Annotated in this window: 25 protein-coding genes; 16 read left to right on the top strand and 9 right to left on the bottom strand. The window is 75.4% G+C overall.

Annotation, left to right across the window (positions count from 1 at the left end):
* The 5 genes from ACW0Q9_RS15685 to ACW0Q9_RS15665 all read left to right on the top strand — a co-directional run.
* A partial coding sequence (locus ACW0Q9_RS15685; protein ID WP_456181927.1) for a hypothetical protein occupies positions 1-985 on the top strand: 985 nt, incomplete at its 5' end.
* A gap of 62 nt (positions 986-1,047) precedes the next feature.
* Positions 1,048-1,989 (top strand): inositol-3-phosphate synthase, encoded by a 942-nt coding sequence (locus ACW0Q9_RS15680; RefSeq protein WP_456181925.1) that lies wholly within the window; start codon positions 1,048-1,050, stop codon positions 1,987-1,989.
* 13 nt (positions 1,990-2,002) lie between these two features.
* Positions 2,003-2,431 (top strand): PaaI family thioesterase, encoded by a 429-nt coding sequence (locus ACW0Q9_RS15675; RefSeq protein ID WP_456181923.1) that lies wholly within the window; start codon positions 2,003-2,005, stop codon positions 2,429-2,431.
* Between the two features lie 87 nt (positions 2,432-2,518).
* Positions 2,519-3,337: an SDR family NAD(P)-dependent oxidoreductase gene (locus ACW0Q9_RS15670; RefSeq protein ID WP_456181921.1), complete on the top strand. Its 819-nt coding sequence runs from the start codon at positions 2,519-2,521 to the stop codon at positions 3,335-3,337.
* Positions 3,327-3,923 (top strand): TetR/AcrR family transcriptional regulator, encoded by a 597-nt coding sequence (locus tag ACW0Q9_RS15665; protein WP_456181919.1) that lies wholly within the window; start codon positions 3,327-3,329, stop codon positions 3,921-3,923. The genes ACW0Q9_RS15670 and ACW0Q9_RS15665 overlap by 11 nt, the downstream gene beginning before the upstream one ends.
* Before the next feature lie 30 nt (positions 3,924-3,953).
* Here ACW0Q9_RS15665 and ACW0Q9_RS15660 read toward each other — a convergent pair whose 3' ends face one another.
* Positions 3,954-5,867 (bottom strand): ATP-binding protein, encoded by a 1,914-nt coding sequence (locus ACW0Q9_RS15660; protein ID WP_456181917.1) that lies wholly within the window; start codon positions 5,865-5,867, stop codon positions 3,954-3,956.
* A 417-nt stretch (positions 5,868-6,284) separates the two neighbouring features.
* Complete coding sequence (locus tag ACW0Q9_RS15655) at positions 6,285-7,091, bottom strand: SDR family oxidoreductase (RefSeq protein ID WP_456181915.1); 807 nt, start codon at positions 7,089-7,091, stop codon at positions 6,285-6,287.
* Between the two features lie 76 nt (positions 7,092-7,167).
* Here ACW0Q9_RS15655 and ACW0Q9_RS15650 point away from each other — a divergent pair, with 76 nt between their 5' ends.
* Positions 7,168-8,586: an RtcB family protein gene (locus tag ACW0Q9_RS15650; RefSeq protein WP_456181913.1), complete on the top strand. Its 1,419-nt coding sequence runs from the start codon at positions 7,168-7,170 to the stop codon at positions 8,584-8,586.
* Between the two features lie 4 nt (positions 8,587-8,590).
* On the opposite strand, the gene ACW0Q9_RS15645 is transcribed toward ACW0Q9_RS15650, so the two are convergent.
* Positions 8,591-9,019, bottom strand: a complete 429-nt coding sequence (locus ACW0Q9_RS15645; protein ID WP_456181911.1) for an archease — start codon at positions 9,017-9,019, stop codon at positions 8,591-8,593.
* A gap of 69 nt (positions 9,020-9,088) precedes the next feature.
* Here ACW0Q9_RS15645 and ACW0Q9_RS15640 point away from each other — a divergent pair, with 69 nt between their 5' ends.
* From ACW0Q9_RS15640 to ACW0Q9_RS15630, 3 genes are all read left to right on the top strand, one after another.
* Positions 9,089-9,481 (top strand): hypothetical protein, encoded by a 393-nt coding sequence (locus tag ACW0Q9_RS15640; protein ID WP_456181909.1) that lies wholly within the window; start codon positions 9,089-9,091, stop codon positions 9,479-9,481.
* Between the two features lie 85 nt (positions 9,482-9,566).
* Positions 9,567-10,106 carry an RNA polymerase sigma factor gene (locus ACW0Q9_RS15635; protein ID WP_456181907.1) on the top strand — a complete coding sequence of 180 codons (540 nt, stop codon included), beginning with the start codon at positions 9,567-9,569 and terminating at the stop codon, positions 10,104-10,106.
* Positions 10,099-11,364: a WD40/YVTN/BNR-like repeat-containing protein gene (locus tag ACW0Q9_RS15630; RefSeq protein WP_456181905.1), complete on the top strand. Its 1,266-nt coding sequence runs from the start codon at positions 10,099-10,101 to the stop codon at positions 11,362-11,364. The genes ACW0Q9_RS15635 and ACW0Q9_RS15630 overlap by 8 nt, the downstream gene beginning before the upstream one ends.
* Before the next feature lie 49 nt (positions 11,365-11,413).
* On the opposite strand, the gene ACW0Q9_RS15625 is transcribed toward ACW0Q9_RS15630, so the two are convergent.
* Positions 11,414-12,124, bottom strand: a complete 711-nt coding sequence (locus ACW0Q9_RS15625; protein WP_456181903.1) for a B3/B4 domain-containing protein — start codon at positions 12,122-12,124, stop codon at positions 11,414-11,416.
* Between the two features lie 13 nt (positions 12,125-12,137).
* Positions 12,138-12,746 carry a LysE family translocator gene (locus ACW0Q9_RS15620; RefSeq protein ID WP_456181901.1) on the bottom strand — a complete coding sequence of 203 codons (609 nt, stop codon included), beginning with the start codon at positions 12,744-12,746 and terminating at the stop codon, positions 12,138-12,140.
* A gap of 29 nt (positions 12,747-12,775) precedes the next feature.
* Here ACW0Q9_RS15620 and pdxR point away from each other — a divergent pair, with 29 nt between their 5' ends.
* On the top strand, positions 12,776-14,251 hold the full coding sequence (gene pdxR, locus ACW0Q9_RS15615) for a MocR-like pyridoxine biosynthesis transcription factor PdxR (RefSeq protein ID WP_456181899.1): 1,476 nt from the start codon (positions 12,776-12,778) through the stop codon (positions 14,249-14,251).
* Between the two features lie 58 nt (positions 14,252-14,309).
* Here the strand turns inward: pdxR and ACW0Q9_RS15610 are convergent, their stop codons facing one another.
* On the bottom strand, positions 14,310-15,305 hold the full coding sequence (locus ACW0Q9_RS15610; RefSeq protein ID WP_456181897.1) for a helix-turn-helix transcriptional regulator: 996 nt from the start codon (positions 15,303-15,305) through the stop codon (positions 14,310-14,312).
* 44 nt (positions 15,306-15,349) lie between these two features.
* On the opposite strand from ACW0Q9_RS15610, the gene ACW0Q9_RS15605 reads away from it, so the two are divergent.
* Both ACW0Q9_RS15605 and ACW0Q9_RS15600 read left to right on the top strand, forming a co-directional pair.
* Positions 15,350-15,826, top strand: a complete 477-nt coding sequence (locus ACW0Q9_RS15605) for a hypothetical protein (RefSeq protein ID WP_456181896.1) — start codon at positions 15,350-15,352, stop codon at positions 15,824-15,826.
* A complete protein-coding gene (locus ACW0Q9_RS15600) occupies positions 15,826-16,281 on the top strand; it encodes a hypothetical protein (protein WP_456181894.1) in 456 nt (151 codons plus the stop codon). The genes ACW0Q9_RS15605 and ACW0Q9_RS15600 overlap by 1 nt, the downstream gene beginning before the upstream one ends.
* On the opposite strand, the gene ACW0Q9_RS15595 is transcribed toward ACW0Q9_RS15600, so the two are convergent.
* Positions 16,265-16,939, bottom strand: coding sequence for a TetR/AcrR family transcriptional regulator (locus tag ACW0Q9_RS15595; RefSeq protein ID WP_456181892.1), 675 nt, complete (start codon positions 16,937-16,939; stop codon positions 16,265-16,267). The genes ACW0Q9_RS15600 and ACW0Q9_RS15595 overlap by 17 nt on opposite strands.
* A gap of 112 nt (positions 16,940-17,051) precedes the next feature.
* Between ACW0Q9_RS15595 and ACW0Q9_RS15590 the strand changes: the two genes are divergently transcribed.
* The 3 genes from ACW0Q9_RS15590 to ACW0Q9_RS15580 are packed head-to-tail and all read left to right on the top strand — an operon-like array spanning position 17,052 to position 20,308.
* Positions 17,052-18,548 (top strand): flavin-containing monooxygenase, encoded by a 1,497-nt coding sequence (locus ACW0Q9_RS15590; RefSeq protein WP_456181890.1) that lies wholly within the window; start codon positions 17,052-17,054, stop codon positions 18,546-18,548.
* A gap of 15 nt (positions 18,549-18,563) precedes the next feature.
* Positions 18,564-19,457 (top strand): SDR family NAD(P)-dependent oxidoreductase, encoded by an 894-nt coding sequence (locus ACW0Q9_RS15585; protein WP_456181888.1) that lies wholly within the window; start codon positions 18,564-18,566, stop codon positions 19,455-19,457.
* Entirely contained in the window at positions 19,454-20,308 is an 855-nt protein-coding gene (locus tag ACW0Q9_RS15580) for an alpha/beta fold hydrolase (RefSeq protein WP_456181886.1), read from the top strand. The genes ACW0Q9_RS15585 and ACW0Q9_RS15580 overlap by 4 nt, the downstream gene beginning before the upstream one ends.
* Here the strand turns inward: ACW0Q9_RS15580 and ACW0Q9_RS15575 are convergent.
* Positions 20,274-21,437, bottom strand: a complete 1,164-nt coding sequence (locus ACW0Q9_RS15575) for a low temperature requirement protein A (protein ID WP_456181884.1) — start codon at positions 21,435-21,437, stop codon at positions 20,274-20,276. The two genes, ACW0Q9_RS15580 and ACW0Q9_RS15575, sit on opposite strands and share 35 nt — an antisense overlap.
* Before the next feature lie 50 nt (positions 21,438-21,487).
* A complete protein-coding gene (locus ACW0Q9_RS15570) occupies positions 21,488-22,384 on the bottom strand; it encodes a glycosyltransferase family 2 protein (protein ID WP_456181882.1) in 897 nt (298 codons plus the stop codon).
* Between ACW0Q9_RS15570 and ACW0Q9_RS15565 the strand changes: the two genes are divergently transcribed.
* On the top strand, positions 22,383-22,943 hold a 561-nt coding region (locus tag ACW0Q9_RS15565), incomplete at its 3' end, for a CapA family protein (RefSeq protein WP_456181880.1). The genes ACW0Q9_RS15570 and ACW0Q9_RS15565 overlap by 2 nt on opposite strands.

Genomic DNA, 22,943 nt, shown 5'->3' with positions numbered 1-22,943 from the left:
GCTGGGCGAGGGAGCGGTGCGCGCCGCCGACGAACCCGGCACCCCGACGCTGGCCGACGACGCGGCCAAGGCGGCCCAGCTGCCCGAGGCGATGGCCGAGGCCCGCGTCATCAAGGAGGCCAACGATGTGTTGAACACACCGATACCCGTCCTGCTCGCCGAACTGATGGCGCTCAAGACCCGGTACCGCTGGATCGAGACGTTCGCCGCCACCCCCGTCGGGCCCGGCGTCTTCCACATCGAGCTGATCGCCAGCCGCAACGACCTCGGTGACTACACCACCGGCGGCATTCCCGGCGCACCGCGCGCTCCCGACCCCGCCCACGTGACGCTCGACCGGATCGCCGACCAGTACGAGACGCTGCTGACCGCCGATCCGGCCCGGCACGCCCGGTTCCTGGAGATCGAGCAGCTCGCCCGGACCAACCCGGAACAGGCCGCCCGGCTCGCCGCCGAGCTGGAGGAGGACCTGATCAGCCACAGCCGCCTGCTGGGCGGGGTCGACGCGCCGCTGGACGCGCCCACCGGCTCGATGGCCGACCTGGCCGATCCGGGGACGTTGGGCGCCCGGCCGACGCCCGGCCGCGCTCAGCCACGGGCCATGGAGGCGGGCAACTTCACCCACGCCAACGCCGAGGCGTTGCGGGACGTGCTACCCGCGCCGCGAATCCCGGCGCAGTTCGCGGCAGACCGGGCGGCGGGCGACCTGATTCCGCTGTCGGAGCTGCCGGACGGGCTGCTCGCCGAGGCGCGGCTCGGCGTCACCTCCCGGGTCGACCGGGTCACACCCACCACCATCGTGGACCCCGTCGCCGGCATCATCTACGAGATCAAGCCGGACAACGCCCGCCAGATCGTCAACGGCCTGGAGCAGGCCCGGGGCTACGCGAACCTGGCCAACGCGAGCATGCGGGGTGGCCGTAGTGACTGGCGGGCCGTGGTCGTGGTCTACAACCAGCGGGCGGCGACCCGGATGATCCGCTGAACGCGGTGCGTGCGACGCTGCCGCGGATCATGTGGAAAGGACCGCCCGGGTAGCCTCCTGCCATGTTCGAAAGTGCGAGGGTCGCGGTCGTCGGCGTGGGCAACAACACCTCGGCTTTGGTGCAGGGACTCCACTTCTACCGCCGCACCGGCAGCCTGGTGGGCATCCACCGTGCCGAGGTGGCGGGGCTGGGTGTCGGGGACGTCGACGTCGTCGCGGCGTTCGCCATCTCCGAGGGCAAGGTGGGCCGGGACCTGCACGAGGCGATCTTCCTGCCGCCCAACAACTTCCCCCGGCTGGACGCGGACCTGCCGCCGTCGGGCGTGACGGTCCGGCGCGGTCTCGTGGACGCGACGGAGGTCGAGCGGGTGGCGAGTGCGCTGGAGGGCGCCGAGGTGCTGCTCTACTCCGCGCCGAGTGGCCGGCCGGAGACCGCCCGCGCCTACGCCGAGGCGGCGCTGCGGGCGGGCGTGGCGTTCGTCAACACCACGTCCGACGGCGTGGCCCGGGACCCCTCCTGGGTCCAGCGGTTCGAGGCGGCCGGCGTGCCGCTGGTCGGCGACGACCTGGCCAGCCAGTTCGGCACCTCCGTGGTGCATCACACGCTGCTGCGGTTGCTGGCGGAGCGCGGCCTTACCCTGGTCAGCTCCTACCAGGTCAACCTGGGCGGCACCGAGGACTTCCGTAACCTGGTCGAGCACCCGAACACCAAGCGGCAGTCCAAGGCGAACGCGGTGGGCTCGGACAAGGTCGAGATGGCTCCGCTCGGGTACCTTCCGCACCTGGGCTCGCAGAAGGTCGCCCACCTCAACGTCGAGGCGCAGGGTTGGGGCGGCACGGCGGTGAGCCTGGACGTGCGGCTGAAGGTGCACGACCCGAGCGGCGCGGCGGGCGTCAACATCGACCTGGTCCGCATGGCGGCCGCCGCGCTGCGCGTGGGGCGCGGCGGATACCTGCCCGAGGCGGCGGCACTGCTGAAGTCTCCGCCAGGAACGGCGATCTGAGACCGGAGAAGAGATGGAAGACGAGGCGAGCCCCGAGGTGCGGGAGCGCATCACGGCGAGCTTCGAACGCCAGGGACTCATGCGCCACCTCGGCGCCCGCCTGGCGCACATCGCGCCCGGACGGGTGCACATCGTGCTCCCCAGCCGGCCCGAGGTGACCCAGCAGCACGGCTACATCCACGCGGGGGCCACGAGCGCCATCGCGGACAGCGCGGGCGGCTATGCGGCGCTCACCGTGTTCCCCGCGGACACCGACGTCCTCACGGTCGAATACAAGATCAACCTCCTGGCGCCCGCCGTCGGCGACCACATCGAGGCGATCGGGACCGTGCTCAAGTCCGGCAGGACGCTGACCGTGTGCCGGCTGGAGGTGTTCGGCGTGCAGGGCGGCCAGCGATCGCTCGTGGCGACCGGGCAGCAGACGCTCTTCTGCCTGGCCTGATCTCGTCGCCGTCCCGCGTGGTGTGTGGGATCGGTGATGGAACTTCGTTCTAGAACGCTGCTCTAGTTCTGGTCTAGTCTGACGGCTATGGCGGAGACGGTGACGGCGGTCGTGACCGGAGCCAATCGCGGCATCGGGTTCGCGGTGGCCACCGACTTGGTGCGACGCGGCTGCCGCGTGGTGCTGGTGACCAGGGACCGGGCACGGGGCGAGCAGGCGGTGGCGGCGCTGCGGGCGTCCCCGGGCGGCGCGGCCGGCTCGGCGGAGCTGGTGGTGGGCGACCTGTCGGTGGTGTCGTCCGTCCGGGCGGTCGCGGCCGGGCTGAGCGGTCGTTGCGAGCGGATCGACGTGCTGGTGCACAACGCCGGTGTCTGGCCGACCCGGCTGGTGCGCACCGAGGACGGCTACGAGCAGTCGTTCGCGGTGAACCACCTGGCGCCGTTCCTGCTCAACCACCTGTTGGAGAAGCGGCTGGGGCGGGTGGTCCAGGTCAGCGCCGGCCTCTACGTCAAGGGCAGAGTGGACCCGGACCGGACGCCCTGGGGCGAGGACTTCCACCGGATACGCACCTACTGCGACACCAAGCTCGCGAACCTGCTCACCGTGCCGCTGTTCGCCGAGCACTGGGCGAATACCGGGGTGACCATCGACGCGGTGCATCCCGGCGTCATCAGGACCGGGCTGGGCGATCCCGGCGGCGCGATGGGCCTCCTGCTCAAGGTGGTCAAGCGCCGGTGGGACACTCCGGAGGCCGGCGCGGCGCCGGTGACGCGGCTGGTGTTCGCGTCCGATGGGAAGTCCGGCCGCTACTTCGACGGTGACCGTCCCGTGCCGCTCGCGTCCGTGGCGGACGATCCGGTGCTCGCCCGACGGCTGTGGGATCAGGGGATGGCTCATGTCGCCTAAGCAGCAGCGGGGCGAGGCGACCGCGGAGCGGCTGCTGACCTCGGCGCTGGAGGTGTTCGACGCGGCCGGCCAGCCCGGCTTCACGGTCAACGCGGTGACCGCCGCCAGCGGGGTCAGCCTCGGCAGTCTCTACCACCACTTCGGCAGTTTCGACGGGCTGGCGGCGGCGCTCTACAGCCGGTGCATGGCGGCGCTGTTCGACGAGCTGATCGCGGCGCTGGGCCGGGCCCGGACCGCCCGCACCGGCGTCCGCGCCATCGTGGTGGCCTACCTGCGCTTCACCGAGGACAACCCGGCCGCGGCGCGCTTCATCCACGCCTCGGCCTACGCCGGCTACCTGGCCGCGCACGCCGAACAGGTCGTGGCGGCCAAGGCGCCGCGCATGGCGGCTGTCGCCGGCTGGCTGCGGCCGCGGATGCGGGCCGGCGAGCTCGCCACCCTGCCGGAGCCACTGATCGAGATGCTGCTGATCGGTCCGGTGGCGGAGACCGCGCGCCGGTGGCTCGCCGGCGTACCGGGCGTCGACCTCGGGCAGGCCGCCCGGGTCCTGCCCGACCGGATCTGGCGCTCCGTCGCGCCGGACTGAGCAAGAGGCACACCGACAGGAGCACCAGGGTCATCGGCCGCCCAGCGAGCGCCCGTTCTTGGCCAGCTCCCACCGGGTCGCCGTGGCCACCTGCTCCGCGGTGATTCCTTCGCCGTCCGCTCCCAGGTAGGCGGCGGTCAGCGCCGCCGCGGCGATCCCGCCGCCGGGCAGGTCCACGGCGGCCAGCCGCCCGGGGTCGATCCCGTCCACCGGCACGGCATCCGGGAACGCCCGCCGCCACATGGTCTCCCGGGCGGCCCGGTCCGGGTAGGGGAAGGTCACCACGATCCGCAGCCGGCGCAGGAACGCCTGGTCGAGCACGGACCGGGCGTTGGTGGTGAGGATGGCCAGCCCGGTGAACGACTCCATCCGCTGGAGCATGTAGCCGACCTCCAGGTTGGCGTACCGGTCGTGGCTGTCGCGCACCTCGGTGCGCTTGCCGAACAGGGTGTCGGCCTCGTCGAAGAGCAGCACGGCGGCACCGTCCTCGGCGGCGTCGAAGACCCGGCTGAGGTTCTTCTCCGTCTCGCCGATGAACTTGCTGACCACCTGGCTGAGGTCGACCACCACCAGGTCCAGGCCCAGCTCGTGGGCGATCACCTCGGCGGCGAGGGTCTTGCCGGTGCCGCTGGGCCCGGCGAAGAGCGCTGCCGTGCCCAGGCCGCGGCTGCTCCGGTCGGCGAATCCCCAGTCGTGCAGCACCCGGGTGCGGTGGTGCACGGCGGCGACCAGCGACCGCAGCTGCGCCACGTGGGTGTCCGGCAGCACCAGGTCGGCCCAGCCGGCCCGCGGCCGGACCACCCGGGCCTGCCCGCCGTAGCGGCTGCGGGAGCGGGCCCGGCACGCCTGCCACAGTGGCGTGCCGGCGGCGGCGTCCCCGGCGGCCAGCTCCAGGTCGGGCAGGGCCAGGTCGAACACCCCGGCCACCGCGGCCGCCGCGCCCGCCGCCCGGTCCGCCAGGTGCCGGTCGAGCGCGGCGTCCAGCGCCGCCGCCCGTTCCGCGATGGGCAACCGGGGTACGCCGACCAGCACGCCGTCGGCCAGCACGGTGTCCACGGCGCCGAGCACGGCCACCGGGGCGGGCAGCGCGCCGAGGGCACGGATCAGCGCGCGGGCGTCCTCGGGGCGGGCCCCGTCGGCGTCGAAAGCCCAGGCGGCCGGCGCGAGCAGGCTCTCCCGCCCGATGAGCCGCAGCAGCCGGTCCCGGTCGCGTACCGCCGACGGCAGATCGGCCACCGCGACCAGCCGAAGCTCCCGGCCGGCGGCGTCGGCCGCGGCGGCCGCGACCACCGGCAGGTTGGCCGGCTGCGGCCCCTGGAGCACGGCGGGGCGGCCGTGCTCCCGGACGGTGCGGATGGTGGCGGCGACGGCGGCGAACGCGGGCGGCAGCGCGGCGGGTGGCGGGACGGGCCGGGTCACTGCGGCGGGGTCGGGTTCCAGGTAGCGGACGCCCATGAGGTGGTGCAGCACCCGTTCCTCGGTGACCAGCGGGCTGCCGGTGGGGGTGTCGGGGTCGAGCAGGCGGACCAGGTCCCAGCGGCGCAGCGGCGCGTCCGGGGTGAGCGCGCTCCAGTGCGCGCCGGGCAGCGCGGCCAGGGCGAGGCCGAAGGTGGGGCGGGGCTGCCCGTGCGCGGCGGTGAGTTCGTCGGCCACCTCGCCGGCCAGTTCCGGGCCGGTGGCCAGCAGCAGCACGGCCCGTTCGAAGCTGGTGAGCCGCAGCGCGGCGGCGAGCCCGTCGAGCGCCGTGGGCCGGTCGAGCAGCGCGCGGGCCGCCGCCAGCCGCCGCTCGGCCGCGGCGAGGTCCGCCCGGTCGGGTTCCCCCGGGTACGCGACGAGCCGCGCCCGCAGCACGTCCAGCTCGGCGACCAGTGCCAGCCGGTTCGCCTCGTCCCAGGACACGCCGGGCGGGTCGGCCGGGCGGGCCCGGCGGTCGGCGGCGGTCACGGCACGGTCAGGGCGGGCGCGCCGTAAACCTCTCCGACCAGGTCGGGCAGGCTGTCCACGCCGTCCACCTGCACCCGCACGAGCCAGTCGCCGCTGGGCACGTCGCCGGCGGCGAGGGCGAGCCGTTCCTGCGGGGCGGCGTCCGGCGCGAGCGGGGCGAGCCGCGCCCGCCGCCGTCGGGGCGGCGGTCGCGGCGAGGCCGCCGAGCGCGGCGGCCAGGGCCAGGGCGGCGGTACGTCGGGCGAAGGGCATGGGTCGTCCTTCCGTCGGGGCCCCCGGTCGGGGCCGGGCGTCGGCCCGGGCGTCGTGCGACCGGGCCGACGAGAACCCTAAGTGGACGGTGTGAACGCGAAGCGTCACGAAGTGTTACGCCCGTCGGCCCCCGTGAGCGGCGGCTGTGACATCGGCCCGCTCCCGTCAGGCCGACCGCCAGCTGTCGTCCGGCAGGGACGACGCCTGCGGACCCATCATCAGCATCCCGCCGTCGACGGGCCAGGACGCCCCGGTCACGTAGGCGGCCGCCGGCGTGGCGAGCAGCGCCACCACGGCCGCCACCTCCCGGGCGTCCCCGGGCCGGCCCACCGGCACCCCCGGGCGCTCCTGGGTGAACGGGTCCACGTCCTCCTGCCCGGTCATCGGGGTGGCGATCTCGCCGGGGGCGACCGCGTTGACGGTGATCCCGTCGGCCGCCAGCTCCTGTGCCATCACCTTGGTGAGCAGGCCCAGCCCGCCCTTCGCCGCGCAGTACGCCGACGAGCCGACCCGCGGGGCGTGCTCGTGCACGCTGGTGATGTTGATGATCCGGCCACCCCGGCCCGCGGCCCGCATCCGCCGGGCGGCCCACTGGGAGCAGAGGAACGGCCCGTCCAGGTCCACGCCGAGCACCTCCCGCCACTGCTCCCAGGCCACCTCGACGAAGGGCGTGGCCAGCCCGGTGCCGGCGTTGTTGACCAGCACGCCCAGCCCGCCGAGCCGGTCGGCCAGCTCGTCGACGACGGCGGCCGCCCCGGGCAGCCGGGTCAGGTCCAGCTCGGCCACCTCGCAGCGGCGGCCGGTGGCGCGTACCTCGGCGGCGGTGCGCTCGGCGCCGTCCGGGTCGCCGTACCAGGTGATGCCGATGTCCAAGCCGGCCTCGGCGAGCGCCACGGCGCACGCCTTGCCGATGCCGGAGTCCGCGCCGGTGATGACGGCGATCCTGTCGTAGTCCTCGTATCGCTGGGGCATGCTGCGGCACTACCCGGATCGGGCGAGCCGAACCAGACGGGGTGTAACCGCTCCGACGCGGGGTAGCCGGGCGGGCATGGACCTGGTGGAGGAGTCGCCGTACCGGTTCCGGATCGACCGGCACGACCCGATGCGGGTGCCGGGCGTGGTCTTCGCGTCCCGCGATCTCCTCCCGGACGCCGGGGCGGACAAGTCGCTGGAGCAGGTGGCGAATGTGGCGACGCTGCCCGGCATCGTCGGCGCCTCCTACGCGATGCCGGACGTGCACTGGGGCTACGGCTTCCCGATCGGCGGGGTGGCCGCCACCGACGTCGAGCACGGGGGAGTGGTGTCGCCCGGCGGGGTCGGCTTCGACATCTCCTGCGGGGTCCGGCTGCTCACCGCCGACCTGGACCGGGCGGCGCTGCGGCCCCGGCTGGACGCCGTGATGGACGGCCTGAGCGAGTCCACGCCGCGCGGCATGGGCAAGGGCGCCGTGTGGCACCTGACCGGCCGCACCGAACTCGACGGGGTGCTCCGGGGCGGCTCCCGGTACGCCGTGGAGCGCGGCTTCGGCGTCCAGCGGGACCTGGACCGCTGCGAGGACTACGGCGCGGTGGGCGACGCGAACCCGGCCCAGGTGAGCGAGCGGGCGATCGAGCGCGGCGCCCGCCAGGTCGGCAGCCTCGGCTCCGGCAACCACTTCCTGGAGGTGCAGGCGGTGGAGGAGGTCTACGACGAGGCAGTGGCGGGCGCGTTCGGACTGCGCGCCGGCCAGGTCTGCGTCATGATCCACTCCGGCTCGCGGGGGCTGGGCCACCAGATCTGCACGGACTACGTGCGGGACATGGAGAAGGTGATGCCCGGGTACGGCATCCACGTGCCCGACCGGCAGCTGGCCTGCGCGCCGGTCTCGTCGCACGAGGGCCGGGCCTACCTGGGGGCGATGGCCGCCGCCGCCAACTACGCCCGGGCCAACCGGCAGCTGCTCGCCCACGCCGCCCGGCAGGTCTTCGCCCGGGTCACCGGCTGCGACCTGGACCTCGTGTACGACATCTCGCACAACCTCGCCAAGATCGAGACGCACGAGGTGGACGGGGCGCCCCGCCCGCTCTGCGTGCACCGCAAGGGCGCCACCCGGGCCCTCGCTCCGGGGCACCCCGACCTGCCCGACGACCTGCGCCCGGTCGGGCAGCCGGCGCTCATCCCCGGCTCGATGGGCACCGGCTCGTACGTGCTCACCGGGCTGCCCGGCTCGCCGGCCTGGGCGTCCACCTGCCACGGGGCGGGCCGGGTGCAGAGCCGCAAGCAGGCCACCAAGGCGGTACGCGGCCACGACCCGCGCCGCGAGCTGGAGGCGCAGGACATCGCGGTGCGCGGCGCCAGCCGGCGCGGGCTGGCCGAGGAGATGCCGGCCGCGTACAAGGACGTGGCCGCCGTGGTGGCGGCGGCCGAGGGGGCCGGGTTGTGCCGCCGGGTGGCCCGGCTCGTCCCGCTGGGCGTCGTGAAGGGCTGAGCCCTCACACGTCCAGCGTCACCGCGCAGCGCCAGCCGTCGGACTCCGCGGCGAAGCAGAGCTCGTGCAGGGACACCGCCTTGGGCACCGCGCCGACCAGCTCCACCGCGTCGGTGTCGGTGGTCCGCCAGGTCACCGCCAGGCCGCCGTCGTCGGCCGCCCGCACCTCGGTCGACAGCGGCAGCTCACCCTCGGTCTCCAGCCGGAAGATCACCTCGTCGAGAACGCCGACCAGCAGGTCCGGATCGGTGCCCGGCGGCACCCGGAACCCGGTCTCCCCGCCGGCGACGGCCCCCGTGGTGTCCACGAAGGTGTCGACCAGCGCCGCGACGGCCTCGGCCACGCAGCCCTCCCGGTCCGGCGCCCACGCCTCGATGCGGACGTCGGCGGTGTGCGGGATGTTCCGGTGCCCCCGGGCCGGTCTTCGCTCCATGCCCCGATCATGCCGCCGACGGTCGGGTGCCCCACCGGTTTTGTCGCAGCCGGTCGCTAGGGTGCAGGCATGATCGCCGATGACTCCGATGCCGTCACCGTCACCTTCCTCAGCATGATGCGGGCCACGCTGCGGGCCGAGCGGGTGGGCGACGACAGCCTCGGCCGCACCGTCGAGCTGTCCCGGCGCTGGTGGGGCGCCGGCGACGCGGCCGACGCCCAGCTCGCCGCCGCGCTGCGTGAGCTGCACGGCGAGCCGGTGGACACCGACGACCCCCGCCAGGTGTCCGACGAGGCGACCGCGCTCGCCGCCGACGGCGGCCTGCTGAGCCCGCCCGACCCGCGGGGCGCCGCGGTGGCCCGGTTCGCCGCGAACGCCCGCCGGCTGCGCACCGGCGAGATCACCCGGGCCGAGTTCGACGAGATCATGGCGACCGACGACCCGGACCGCCCCGACGCCTGACCCGCGGCCCGCCCGGAACCGGATGTCACCGCACCGCCCGCTCGCCGGTCGTACCGATGAGACGACCGACACGGGAGGGGACGATGTGGACCCACAGCAACACGTCAGACAGGTGTACGCCGCCTCGGCGGCCCGGCTGGTGGCCCAGATGTACGCGATGACCGGCGACTACGCGGAGGCGCAGGACGTCGTGCAGGAGGCTTTCGTCCGGGCGCTGGCCCGGCCGGGCCGGTTCCGTGAGGTGGTCAACCCGGAGGCCTGGCTGCGCACGGTGGCGCTGAACGTCGCCCGGTCCCGGCACCGTCGCCGGGTGTTGCTGCACGGGCTGGTGCGCTCCGGGCGGCTGGGCCCGGCGCGGCCCAGCTCGCCGGCCCTGTCCCCGGACCACGTCGCGCTGGTGGCGGCGTTGCAGCGGCTGCCCCGGCCGGCCCGGGAGGCCGTGGTGCTGCACCACCTCGCGGACCTGCCGGTGACCGAGGTGGCCACCGCGCTGGGCTGCTCGGTGGAGGCGGTGAAGACGCGCCTGGTCCGGGCCCGTCGCGTGCTCGCCGGCCACCTCGACGACAGCGAGCCGGTTCCGGCGTCCTCCCCGGCCCGGCCGGAGCGGGAGGCGCGGCATGCCTGAGCTGGATTTCGCCGGCCTGAACGCCGCCGCCCAGGCCGCCTTCAAGCCGCACTTCGAGCGGGTCGCCGTCCAGGCCCGGCGGCGCCGCCGCCGGCACCGGATCCTGACCGTGGCCACGGTGGCCCTGCTGGTCACCGGTTCGGGGGTCGCCGTCGCGGCCCGGCCCGACGATTCCGGCCCGCCGGCCGCCCGGTTGGGGGCGGACCGCACGCCGGAATTCATCCCCACTCCGGGCGCCACACCCACCCCTGGCACGGGCCGGCAGATCCTCACCGGCCGTCCCGCCGCCGGCGACCTGACCCACGTCTATCTGCGCTGGACCGAGTGCCGCACGGGTTGCCCGCCGCGCTGGGCGGGCACCGACGACGGCGGCCGGCACTGGCGCACCGGTCCACTGCCGGTGCCGGACGACGCCATGGTGGACCTGCGCGCCGCCGGGCCGCGCACCGTGGTGGCCTGGTACGTCTCCCGCTCCGCTCCGGACAGCCGGTCCGCCCGCTGGATCGCCAGCACCGACGGCGGGAGCACCTGGCGGGAGGTGACCGTGCGACGGGTGGACGCGCTGCCGGCCGGCTGGCACGTCCTCGGTCGGCAGCCGGGCCCCAGCGACGAGCCGCTCCTCGCCGTGGATCCGGCCACCGGTGATCTCGCCCAGCTCCGCGAGCGGTCGGCGCTGCGCAACGCGGCGGTGGTCGAGAGCGCGCCGGTCGGCGCCGGCCTCTGGGTCAGCGGATGGACGGGTCAGCACGTGGGCGACGGCGGCCGGATCAGCTGGACCGGCAGCGCCGTCGAGTCGAGCCGGGACGGCGGCCGCACCTGGTCACGACACGAGTTCCCGGACGACCTCGCCGCCTCAGACGACGTCGGCGGCCCGGCGGTCGCCACCCACGACGGGCGCACCGTCTACGCGGTCGGCCGGGTGCGGGGCGCCCTCGTGGTCTGGCGCAGCACCGACGGCGGCGACACCTGGGCGCGTGCCGCCGGAACGGCGCGGGTCGGCGAGCGCACGATCCGGGCGGCGGTGCGGCCCGACGGGGTGCTGACGGTCCAGGCCGGCATCTCCGCCGGGGAGGCCCCGCTGATGTTCGCCAGCTCCGACGGGGGTGCGACGCTGCGTCCCGCCCCGCTCGGGCCGGGGGCCGACCCCCGCCCGGTGCCGGGCGGGTACGCGCAGACCGGCTGGCCGGACAGCAAGGGCGCCTGGCTCTCCACCGACGGCGTGACCTGGACCTGGCTGGACCCACCGGAGCTGTCCTGACCGTGCGGTTGCTCCCGGCGCCCCGGACCGCCGGGAGCAACCGCACGCCTCAGCCGGTCCGCGCGCCGGCCGCCGCGAACTCGGGTGCGGTGGCGGTGAGCACCGCCGTCCGGGCCGGCACGCCCCACTCCTCGGCCAGCGCGGTGGCCAGCTCGGCGAGCATCCGGGGCACCGTCGCCGCCCCGTCGTCGTGCATCGCCTCGATCACCACCAGCACCTCGGCGGTCTCCGCCCGCACCGCCGACGCGCCACTCTGCCGGTGCGTCCAGCGCCGGGAGTGGGCCCGGCCGGCCGCGTCGGCGAAGATCAGCTCACCCGGCTCGGGGTGCTCCTCGTCCCCGCCGAGGGTCAGGTAGGTCTCCATGCCGAGGGCCGGGCGCACGGTCAGGTCCCCGGCGATCCGCGCGAGGTCCAGCACGGCCACCGGCACGGCGTACCCGAGGGAGAGGGCGTTGCCCAGGTCGACGAGCGGGTGCAGCCGGGGCAGCTCCCCGTCGCGGCGGAACCGGCGCAGCAGCGACTCGGCCGCGCACCGGTAGCGGGTCGGCGGCCAACCCGTCCGGGCGAAGGCCCGCCGCCACGCCTGGATCTCCGGGAAGCCGCCCTCCGTCCCGCCGGCCAGGCGGGCGCGGGCGGTGTCGGCGTAGCGGGCGAGCCGCGGGGTGACGTCGACGGCGGGGGTGATGCCGGCGGCGTGCAGGACGCCGCAGGTCAGCTCGGGGAAGGTCGACCAGACCTCCGGGGAGTGGCGGAAGCGCACGGGAGGACTCCTGTCAGGCGGTGAGGGCCAGGCCGAGGCCCAGGACGAGGAAGCTGCCGGCGAAGCCGTGCCGCAGCAGCGCGGTCAGCCGGGGCCGGGCCAGCACCCGGCGGCGCAGCGCGCCGGCCAGCAGCGCGTACCCGGCGAAGACCGCCAGGGTGGTCAGCATGAACACCGCGCCGCAGGCCAGCATCCGGGCCGGCGCGTCCGGCGCGCCCGGCGGGACGAACTGCGGCAGGAACGCCACGAAGAAGACGGTCACCTTGGGGTTCAGCAGGTTCAGCAGTACCCCGTCGCGGAACAGCCGGCCGGCCGTGCGGGGCGGGCGGTGGTCGTCCACCGGCAGCGGGCCGCGGTTGCGCAGCGCCGCCCAGGCCATCCAGAGCAGGTACGCCACGCCCAGCCAGGTCACCACCCGGAACGCCGGGGTGCCGGCGCGGAGCAGGGCCGCCAGCCCGGTCATCGCGGCGACCAGGTGCGGGACGAGGCTGAGCGTGCAGCCGGCGGCGGCCACCAGACCGGCCCGGCGGCCGGCGGAGAGAGCGGTGGCGAGCGTGTAGACCATCCCGGTGCCCGGGGTGATCACCACGACGAGCGTGGTCAGCAGAAAGGCGATACTCACGGGATCCAGCCTGCGGCCATAATGGTCCGGTGGACAGGGCCAAACCATCGGCGGTCGAGGGGTCCATAGCGGCCGGTGCCGACTTTCTCCAGCTCGACGTCGGCGACGCCCCGCCCGGCGGGCGCGCCGACTGGCTGGCCGCCCGGTTGCGGGCCGCCATCGCCGACGGCCGGGTGCCGGTGGGCGCCCGACTGCCCGCGAGCCGGGTGCTCGCCGCCGAGCTGGGGGTGTCCCGGGGTGTGGTGACGGAGGCGTACCAGCGGTTGACCGAGGACGGGCACGTGGTCGGCCGCGGCCGCGCCGGCACCGTCGTGGTGGCCACGCCCGCCGCCGTGGTCACCCGTGCGCCGGCGCCACGCCGCCCGCCGGAGGTGTTCGGCGCGCGGCCGGACACCGCCGTCTTCGACGCGCTGCGCAACGCTCCGGCGGAGCTCGACCTGACGCCCGGCGTACCGGACCTGGCGGCCTTTCCCCGCGCGGCCTGGCTGCGGGCGGAACGCGCGGTGCTGCACCGCCTGACGCCGGCGGCCTTCGGCTACGGCGACCCGACCGGCACCCCGGCGCTGCGGCTGGCGGTCGCGACCTGGCTGGCCCGCAACCGCGGTATCCGGGTGGACCCGGCCGAGGTGGTGGTCGTGGCCGGGGTGTCCCAGGCGCTCGGCCTGCTCGCCCAGGTGCTGCACGCCGAAGGCGTGCACACGGCCGCGGTGGAGGATCCCGGCTCGCTCGGCGTACGCCAGCACCTGAACAACTGGCGGCTGGACACCCCGCCGGTGCCGGTCGACGCCCACGGCCTGCGGGTCGACCGGCTGGAGGAGAGCGGAGCGCCGGCCGTGATGCTCACGCCGGCGCACCAGTTCCCGACGGGTGTGGTGCTCGACGGCGACCGGCGCCGCCGGCTGCTGAGCTGGGCGCGGCGCGGCGGCCTGGTGATCGAGGACGACTACGACGCCGAGCACCGCTACGACCGCCCGCCGGTGCCGGCCCTGCGCGGGATGCTGCCGGACCGGGTCTGCTACACCGGCAGCGTCTCCAAGCTGCTCGCCCCGGCGCTGCGGATCGGCTGGGCGCTGGTGCCGCCCCGGCTGCACGCCGACCTGGTGGCGGCCAAGCGGATGGTCGACCTCGGCAACGCCGCCCTGCCGCAGCTGGTGCTGGCCGAGCTGATGGACTCCGGCGCGCTGGAACGCCACCTTCGGCTGCTGCGCCGCCGGCACGTCCGCCGCCGGGACGCGATGATCCGGGCGGTCCGCGAGCACCTGCCCGGCGCGGTCGTGCACGGCGCCGCGGCCGGCCTGCACCTGCTGGTCACCCTGCCCGGCGAGGTCGACGACACGGCGCTCGCCGCGGCGGCCCTGCGCCGGGGCGTCAAGGTCCAACCCCTCTCCTGGCACGCCCAGCGCCCGCAGCCCCCCGGCCTGGTCCTCGGCTACGCCGCCAACCCACCGTCCGACATCGACCGCGCCCTGACCACCCTGGCCACCGTCCTGCGCGGCCTGTCCTAAGGCGTTGATCAAGGAGTTTGCGTCGGGATCGATCTCCACGGTGACGCAAACCTCTTGATCAACAAGGCGGGGGCGCGACCGGCGGCGGGTGGTAGAGGGCCGTCAGGGCGGTCGCCGTCTCCGCCAGGCGGTCGCGGAGGGCGGCGGGGGAGAGGACCTCCACCTCGGCGCCGAGCCGCAGCAGGTCGCCGTGCGCGTGGGTGAGCGACTCGATGGGTACGACGGCCCGCACCCAGCCCCGGTCGTCGGGCGGGCCGGCGCTGGCGTCCACCGCCGCGACCACCGTGTCGCTGGCGACCTCCCGCAGTCGTTCCCGGCCCCGGGGCGAGAGCCGGATGGTCGCCTCGTCCCGGTGCAGCCCGGCCCGGAAGGCGACCACGTGCGCCCGCCACCAGGCCGGCAGGTCGAACTCCGGCCGGTCGAACGGCTCGTCGAGCGGGGTCAGGTCGAGGATCTGGTTGACCCGGTAGGTGGCCGGCTCGGCGCGGTCCGGCCGGGCGGCCACCACGTACCAGCGGCCGCCCTTGAGCACCAGCCCGTACGGTTCGAGGACCCGGGTCACCTCGCCGGTCCAGCTCCGGTAGCGGACCCGGACCCGGTGCTCCCGCCACACCGCCTCGGCGGCGGCGGCCAGGTACGGTGACGGGTCGCCGTCGGAGTACCAGCCGGGGGTGTCCAGGTGGAACCGCTGCTCGAGCCGGCTGGCCCGGTCGGCCAGCGGGGGCGGCAGCGCGGCACGCAGCTTGAGTTGCAGGGTGGCCACGACCGACTGGTAGCCCAGCTCGGCGGCCGGTCCGGGGAGCCCGGCGAAGAGCAGGCGGTCGGCCTCCTCGGCGGTGAGCCCGGTCAGCCGGGTCCGCCAGCCGTCGACGAGCCGGTAGCCGCCGGCGTGCCCGGCCTCGCCGTAGAGCGGGATGCCGGCGGCGTGCAGCGACTCGACGTCCCGGTAGACCGTGCGGACCGAGACCTCCAGCCGCCGGGCCAGTTCGGCGGCGGTGAGCCGGCCGTGGGCCTGGAGCAGCAGCAGGAGGGAGAGAAGGCGACTGGCCCGCATTCCACTGACACTAGCTGTCAGGGGACCGGTCCTACCGTCCCGGTATGGCTTTCCACGACAAGGAACTGACCGTGCCGGGGACCGTCGAGGTCGCCGGCCGGCACGTCAAGCGCTACCACATCGACCAGCCGGACCGCCGCCTCGAACCGGAGGTGGTCGAGGCCGCGTACGCGTACCTGCCGAAGCTGCTGCCCGGCCCGGACGGCGGCACCCCGCCGGCGAGCTGGGTGGTGCTGCACCGGGGCGCGGACACCGGCGCGTACCTGCTGGCGTACAGCTGGTTCTTCGACAACGTGGTGGAGTGCCGGATCGCGATCGCCGGCCAGCCCGCGCTGGACTGCCCGGACGACGACCCGGCGCACTTCGTCCCGCTGGACCGGCCCGGCGTCGGCTGCGTCTGGGAGCTGGGCGTGCTGGAGCACGAGCGGGTCGCCTGGGTGCGCCACGTCCTCGCCCCCGACCGGCCGGATCTGGCCGGCTACGTGGCGGACAGCCGCGCCGAGGGGCCGGTGGGCTTCTGATGGGCGACTTCGACTTCTTCGTCGGCACCTGGGACGTGGCCAACCGGCGGCTGGCCAAGCGGCACGTGGGCAGCGACGAGTGGGACGAGTTCCCCGGCACCTCGGTGGCGCACTCGTTCTTCGACGGCGCGGGCAGCTTCGACGAGATCCGCTTCCCGACCCGCGGCTTCTCCGGCTCGACCGTCCGCATCCAGGACGCGGAGACCGGCCTCTGGTCGATCTACTGGATGAACAGCCGGCGGGGCGTGCTCGAACTGCCGCCGGTGGTCGGCCGGTTCGTCGACGGCGTCGGCACCTTCTACGCCGACGACAGCGACGAGGGGCGGCCGGTCCGCTGCCGGTTCGTCTGGTCGCGGATCACGCCCACCTCGTGCCGCTGGGAGCAGGCGTTCTCCACCGACGGCGAGCGGACCTGGGAGACCAACTGGGTCATGGACTTCACCCGGACGGGCTGACCGGCGCCGGGGTGGTGGTGCGGTAGATCGCGGTCAGCCAGACGTCGAGCAGCACGTCGACCACGTCCCGCTCGGCCACCGCCGGGCCGTCCCCGGCGAAGGTCGCGTACCAGACCCGCTCGTTCATGGAGTTCAGCGCGATGGCGAGGTCCCGGGCGGGCAGCCCGTCCGGGGCCGCGCCGCGCGCGCGTTCGCCCTCGATGGCCGCCTCGACGGCGCGGACCCAGCGCTCGAGGACCTCGGCCCAGAGCCGGCGCACCTCGGCGTTGGTGCCGCGCACCTGGGCGCAGGCCAGCACCACGTCCCGGTGGCCGCCGAAGGTGGCGTGGAACCGGGCGATCAGCTCCCGCCAGCGGGCCGGCGGGTCCTCGGCGAGCCGGACCAGCACGTCGCCCGCGGCCGCGTTCGCCTCCTCGGTCACCCGGTCGAGCAGGGTGAGCAGCACCGCGTCCTTGGACGGGAAGTAGAAGTAGAACGTGGGGCGGGAGATGCCGGCGCCCCGGGCCAGGTCGTCGATGGAGATGTCGCCGAAGGGGCGCTGCCGCAGCAGCCGCTCCGCGGTGGCGAGGATGGCCAGTTCCCGGTCGTCGCCGGCGGAGCGGCCGGAGCGCCGCCCGCGGGTCGGCGGGGCGCCGGTCGACGTGCGGGCGGGGGTCATGTCGGCCGATGTTACACCCGTTCGACACCATGTCGATTCCCCTCGACAGGGTGTTGACTGGCGTCGACGGCGGTGGATAGTGTCCGGTCCACTGCCGCCCGAAGGAGATGCCATGGCCTCCGACCACGTCGACGTCCTCATCGTCGGTGCCGGGCTCTCCGGCGTCGGCGCCGCCGTCCACCTGCAACGCGAGTGCCCCGGCAAGAGCTACGCGGTGCTGGAGGCCCGGGGCGCCGTCGGCGGCACCTGGGACCTGTTCCGCTACCCGGGCGTCCGCTCCGACTCCGACATGTTCACCCTCGGCTACTCGTTCAAGCCGTGGACCAACCCCAAGGCGATCGCCGACGGCGACGCCATCCGGGAGTACGTCCGGGAGACCGCCCGCGAGTGCGGGGTGCAGCAGCACATCCGCTTCCACCACCGGGTGCTCCGCGCCGAGTGGGACAGCGCCACCGCCCGCTGGACGGTGCGCGCCCGCCGCGACGACACCGGTGAGGACGTCGTCCTGACCTGTGCGTTCCTCTTCGCCAACTCCGGCTACTACCGCTACGACGAGGGCTACACCCCCGAGTTCCCCGGCGTCGAGCGGTACGCCGGCCGGCTCGTGCACCCGCAGCACTGGCCCGAGGACCTCGACTACGCCGGCAGGCGGGTGGTGGTGATCGGCAGCGGCGCCACCGCGGTCACCCTCGTGCCGGCCATGGCCGAGCGGGCGGCCCACGTCACCATGCTCCAGCGCTCACCCACGTACGTCATCTCGCTGCCCTCGCGCGACCCGTTCGCCGACGCGGCGCGGCGCTGGCTACCGGCGAAGGCCGCGTACGCGGTGACCCGCTGGAAGAACGTCGCGCTCGGGGTGGCCAACTTCCAGCTCAGCCGGCGCGCCCCCGGTCTGGTGAAGAAGTTCCTCCGCCGGGCCGCCAAGGGCAAGCTCCCGGTCGGCTACGACCTCGACCGGCACTTCTCGCCCCGCTACGACCCCTGGGACCAGCGGCTCTGCGTGGTGCCCGACGGGGACCTGTTCGCCGCGCTGAGCGCCGGGAAGGCGGCGGTCGTCACCGACACCATCGACACGTTCACCGAGCACGGCATCCGGCTGACCTCCGGCGCCGAACTGCCCGCCGACGTCGTGGTCACCGCCACCGGCCTCAACCTGCTCGCCCTCGGCGGGATGACCCTGGCCGTGGACGGCGCCGAGGTCGACCTCGCCTCGACGGTCGCCTACAAGGGCATGATGCTCTCCGGCGTGCCGAACTTCGCCATGACCATCGGCTACACCAACGCCTCCTGGACGCTGAAGGCCGACCTGGTCGCCACGTACGTCTGCCGGCTGCTGCGCCACCTCGACGACACCGGCCAGCAGATCGTCACCCCGCTCGCCCCGGACTCCGACGACCTGGCGCCGATCATCGACCTGCAGTCCGGCTACGTGCTGCGTGCCGTGGACCAGTTGCCCAAGCAGGGCCCGGCGGCGCCCTGGCGGCTGCACCAGAACTACCCCCGCGACGTGCTGCTGATGCGGCACGGCCGGCTCACCGACGAGGGTGTGCGATTCTCCCGCGCGGGCACGCCCGCCACCGTCCGCGACCGGCCCGCGCCCGTCGCCTGACTCCCGAGGAGCGCCATGCGTGACTTCGTCTTCCCCGGCGGCACCGCCGTGCTGACCGGCGCGGCCAGCGGCATCGGCGAGGCCCTGGCGCACGGGCTGGCCCGGCGCGGCGCCGACCTGGTCCTGCTCGACCGGGACGGCGAGCGGCTGGACGCCGTGGTCGCCGCGATCCGCGCCGCGCATCCCGACCGGCGCGTCGAGACCCACCTGGTCGACCTCGCCGACGCCGACGCCACCGACCGGGTCGCCGCCGGGATCCTCGGCGCCCACCCGCGGGTCCGGCTGCTGGTCAACAACGCCGGGGTGGCGCTGGGCGGCCGGTTCGACCAGGTCACCCTGGACGAGTTCCTCTGGGTCATCGAGATCAACTTCCGGGCCGTCGTCCGGCTGACCCACGCGCTGCTGCCGGCGCTGAAGGCCGAGCCCGGCGCCCACCTGGTCAACGTCTCCAGCCTCTTCGGGCTGATCGCGCCCGCCGGGCAGGCCGCCTACTCGGCCAGCAAGTTCGCCGTGCGCGGCTTCACCGAGGCGCTGCGGCACGAACTCGTCGACGACGGGGTCGGGGTCACCTCGGTGCACCCGGGCGGCATCCGCACCCGCATCGCGGCCAGCGCCCGGGTGGGCAGCGGCGTCTCCGTCGAGGAGTACGAGGCCGGCCGGAAGCAGTTCGAGAAGCTGCTCTCCATCGACCCGGCGAAGGCCGCTGAGGTGATCCTGCGCGGGGTCGAGCGCCGCCGCGGCCGGGTGCTCATCGGCTGGTCGGCGAAGCTGCCCGACCTGCTGGCCCGGGTCGCCCCCGCCGGCTACGGGAAGGTGCTGGCCCTGGGCATGCGCCCGCGCCCGGCCCGGGTGCCGGCCCCGCGAGCCGCCGCCGAGCCGGTCCCGTCGGACCCGGGGCGGCCGGCGTGACCCTCGCCCTGCCGCCGGCCGACGAACTGGTCGTGGCCGGGCGGCGGACGCGCTGCCGGATGGCCGGCGACGGGCCGCCGGTCGTGCTGCTGCACGGCATCGGCCGGACCCTCGAGGACTTCGCCGTCCTGCACGCCGCGCTGGCCGGCGACCACCGGGTGCTCGCCGTGGACCTGCCCGGGCACGGCGGCTCCGCGCCCCTGGACGACGCGCACACCCTGCCGGCCCTGGCCACGGCCGTCGCCGGGTTCCTGGACGCCGCCGGGGTCACCGGCCCGGTGCACCTGGTCGGCAACTCCCTCGGCGGGGCGGTCGCCATGCGCCTCGCCGCCGACGCGCCGGAGCGGGCGGCCAGCCTGGTGCTGGTCAACAGCGCCGGCTTCGGCCGGGAGGTGACCGCCGCGCTGCGGCTGCTCGCCGTGCGGCCCCTCGCCCGGCTGCTGCTGCGCCCGCACCCGGCGATCGCCCGCCGCACCGAACGGGCCATCTTCCACGACCCCGCGTACGTCACCGAGGAGCGGATCGCCACCGCGCTGGCGGCGGCCCGGCAGCCGCACGCCGCCCGCGTGATGCTGGAGCTGGTCCGTGACCTGGGCACCTGGCGCGGCGTACGCCCCGAGTGGCGGGCCGAGCTGCTCGACGCGGTGGCCGCGCTCGATCTGCCCACCCTGGTGGTCTGGGGCGACCGGGACCTGATCCTGCCCGCCGCCCACCTCGCGTACGCCCGGAGCCGGCTGCCGAAGGCGCGGTTCCACCTGTTCCCCGACACCGGGCACATGCCGCAGATCGAGCGGGCCGCCGAGTTCGAGGCGCTGGTCAGGCGGCTCTGGTCGCGGCCCGGTGCCGCATGACCAGCGTGACGGCCACCAGCACCACCAGCACCCCGGCGATCAGGTTCATCGGGGCGGCCAGCCACGGCGCCACCAGCACCAGCGCCGCCGCGGCGGGGAACAGCACCAGCCCGAGACCGCGCTTGGCCGGCAGGTGCAGCGCCCAGAGGGCGAGCAGGTAGACCGCGACCGGCACGGCGACCGCGTAGCCGGCGACCCGGCCGGAGACGTGCCCGACGTGCAGGTCGTGGTCGATCGCCACGGCCAGCCCGGCGCCCACCGCGGCGATCGAGGCGAAGACGAAGTAGTGGCCGTAGCCCCAGAACACCGCGCCCGCCAGCGACGCCGGCGGCAGCGGGTTCGGCCGGTCGAAGTAGAGCCACCAGATCGCGAAGACGATCACCATGCCGGCCGCCGCCAGCACCCACAGCTGCTCGTTGCCCGCGTCCACCCCCCGCTGGATCGCCACCGAGGTGGAGAGCACCACCTCGCCGAGCACGATCAGGGTGAACAGCTGATACCGCTCGGAGATGTGGCGCGGGTGCCAGGTGGTCTGTCCGCGCCGCTCACCGAGCACCGGGACCAGCAGGTCGGCGAGGACCAGCACCACGAACGCGGGCATCAGCCAGGCGGCCGGCAGGAGGAGCCGGATCAGCCAGCCGACCTGCACCAGGCCCACGCCGACCGCGAACGTCAGGGTGGTGGCCCGGTGCGCCGGGTCGCCGGCGGCCGCCCGCAGCCAGTTCACCAGCGCCGCCAGCCGCATCACCACGTACCCGTAGGTGATCGTGGAGAAGTCGCCCTCCCCGAAGGCGCGGGGCACGCCGGCGGCGAGGATCAGGGCCCCGGCGATCTGCACCAGGACGGTCAGCCGGTAGACGTCGTCGTCGGTGTCGTAGGCGGAGGCGAACCAGGTGAAGTTCACCCAGGCCCACCAGATCGCGAAGAACACGCTCAGGTAGCCCACCAGGCCGTGCCCGAGGTGCCCCTCGACCACGTCGTGGTGGAGGCCCCCGGCGGCCTGCGCCACCGCGACCACGAAGCAGAGGTCGAAGAAGAGCTCCAGCGGGGTGGCCGACCGGTGCTCCTCGTCCCGCCGGCGGGCCCGCATCGGCCGGTACCAGGCGCGGAAGGACGCGGTGGTGGTCAATCGGTGCTCCTCGGCGCCGGCCGGTCAGCTGCGCCCACACGATAACCAGCTCAGGCGCTCGCGGACGCGGCCGGCTCGGGAACTACGGCGGAAAGAGGTGCCGCGGCGTCGGCGTGGGAGAGCGTGACGAGCGCGGCCTCCACGTCGGCCGGGAGCCGCCGCCGGTGCCGCAGCACCCAGCCGGCCTGCCGGGCCGCGTCGCGCAGGCCGGCCCGCCCGGCCGGGTCCCGCCACGCCTCGGCCACCGCCGCGCGCAGCACCGGTCCCGGCCGGCGCAGCGCCGCGGTGAGCACCCGGTTGCGCGCCTCGACCCGGTGGCGGGCCCGCGGGTCGCGCCCGGCCGGCACCGGCAGGTGGTGGGCCACCAGCTCCGGCACGTACGCGAGGTTCCAGCCCGCCGCGGCCAGGTCCATGGCCAGCAGCGCCTCCTCGCCGTACGTGCCGAGCCGCTCGGCGAAGCCGCCGACCTGCCGGTACGCCTCGCGGCGCAGCACCGCCGCGCAGGCCAGGAAGCCGAGCACGGTGGGGCCGGGGGCGCCCGGCTCGGTGCCCAGCGGCCCCCGGGCCATCGCGGCCGAGACCGGGTCCCGCCGGGCCGCCGCGCCGACCCGCACCTCCCCGGTGAGCAGCGCGGTACGCGGGTGCCGGCGCAGCAGCTCCGCCGCCCGGTCGAGCGCGCCCGGCGCCCAGTACGAGTCGTCGTCGGCGAACGCCACGTACGGCGTGCGGGCCAGCGCCACCCCCACGTTGCGGGCGGCCCCGGCGCCCGCGTTGCGGCCCAGCTCCACCACCCGCACCCCGGGGAACTCGCGGGCCACGGCGGCCGGGGTGCCGTCGGCCGAGCCGTTGTCCACCACGATCACCGGGGCGGTGTGCCGGGGCAGCAGGGCGAGGAGCTGGTCCCGCCGGTCGCGGGTGGCCACCACGATCGTCACGTCCGTCGTCATGGCCGCCCTGGTACCCCGGCCGGCCCGGCTCACGCGTGGCGCGGCGCACGGCGGGAACATCACCGGCATGGCCGAGGTGACGCTCTTCCTCGCCGGTGACGTGATGACCGGGCGGGGTGTGGACCAGATCCTGCCCCACCCGGGGCCGCCCGCGCTGCGGGAGGAGCTGGTCACCGACGCCCGCCGGTACGTCGCGCTGGCCGAGTCGGTGGCCGGCCCGGTGCCGCGCCCGGCCCCGCCGGAGTGGCCGTGGGGCGACGCGCTGCGGCTGCTCGACGCCGAACGTCCGGACGCGCGGATCGTCAACCTGGAGACGGCGGTGACCGCCCGTGGCGAGCACTACCCCGGCAAGGGCATCCACTACCGGATGCATCCGGCGAACCTGCCCTGCCTCACCGCCGCCCGGCTCGACGTCTGCGTCCTCGGCAACAACCACGTGCTGGACTTCGGCGCGACCGGGCTGGCCGACACCCTGGAGGCGCTGCGCGGCGCGGGGATCCGGACCGCGGGCGCGGGCCGGGACGCCGAGGAGGCGTGGCGGCCGGCCACGGTGCCGCTG

The organism is Micromonospora sp. I033, from assembly GCF_053890995.1.
The sequence above is the reverse complement of the archived record's forward strand: the minus strand, read 5'-3'. Positions and strand labels throughout refer to the sequence as shown.

Coding starts and splice junctions, on each gene's coding strand:
- ACW0Q9_RS15670 (WP_456181921.1), top strand. CDS start 2,519: ATGGCGGAGACGGTGACGGCGGTCGTGACCGGAGCCAATCGCGGCATC.
- ACW0Q9_RS15675 (WP_456181923.1), top strand. CDS start 2,003: ATGGAAGACGAGGCGAGCCCCGAGGTGCGGGAGCGCATCACGGCGAGC.
- ACW0Q9_RS15605 (WP_456181896.1), top strand. CDS start 15,350: ATGGCTTTCCACGACAAGGAACTGACCGTGCCGGGGACCGTCGAGGTC.
- ACW0Q9_RS15630 (WP_456181905.1), top strand. CDS start 10,099: ATGCCTGAGCTGGATTTCGCCGGCCTGAACGCCGCCGCCCAGGCCGCC.
- ACW0Q9_RS15650 (WP_456181913.1), top strand. CDS start 7,168: ATGGACCTGGTGGAGGAGTCGCCGTACCGGTTCCGGATCGACCGGCAC.
- ACW0Q9_RS15570 (WP_456181882.1), bottom strand. CDS start 22,384: ATGACGACGGACGTGACGATCGTGGTGGCCACCCGCGACCGGCGGGAC.
- ACW0Q9_RS15610 (WP_456181897.1), bottom strand. CDS start 15,305: ATGCGGGCCAGTCGCCTTCTCTCCCTCCTGCTGCTGCTCCAGGCCCAC.
- ACW0Q9_RS15640 (WP_456181909.1), top strand. CDS start 9,089: ATGATCGCCGATGACTCCGATGCCGTCACCGTCACCTTCCTCAGCATG.
- ACW0Q9_RS15590 (WP_456181890.1), top strand. CDS start 17,052: ATGGCCTCCGACCACGTCGACGTCCTCATCGTCGGTGCCGGGCTCTCC.
- ACW0Q9_RS15595 (WP_456181892.1), bottom strand. CDS start 16,939: ATGACCCCCGCCCGCACGTCGACCGGCGCCCCGCCGACCCGCGGGCGG.
- ACW0Q9_RS15600 (WP_456181894.1), top strand. CDS start 15,826: ATGGGCGACTTCGACTTCTTCGTCGGCACCTGGGACGTGGCCAACCGG.
- ACW0Q9_RS15680 (WP_456181925.1), top strand. CDS start 1,048: ATGTTCGAAAGTGCGAGGGTCGCGGTCGTCGGCGTGGGCAACAACACC.
- ACW0Q9_RS15585 (WP_456181888.1), top strand. CDS start 18,564: ATGCGTGACTTCGTCTTCCCCGGCGGCACCGCCGTGCTGACCGGCGCG.
- ACW0Q9_RS15655 (WP_456181915.1), bottom strand. CDS start 7,091: ATGCCCCAGCGATACGAGGACTACGACAGGATCGCCGTCATCACCGGC.
- ACW0Q9_RS15645 (WP_456181911.1), bottom strand. CDS start 9,019: ATGGAGCGAAGACCGGCCCGGGGGCACCGGAACATCCCGCACACCGCC.
- ACW0Q9_RS15665 (WP_456181919.1), top strand. CDS start 3,327: ATGTCGCCTAAGCAGCAGCGGGGCGAGGCGACCGCGGAGCGGCTGCTG.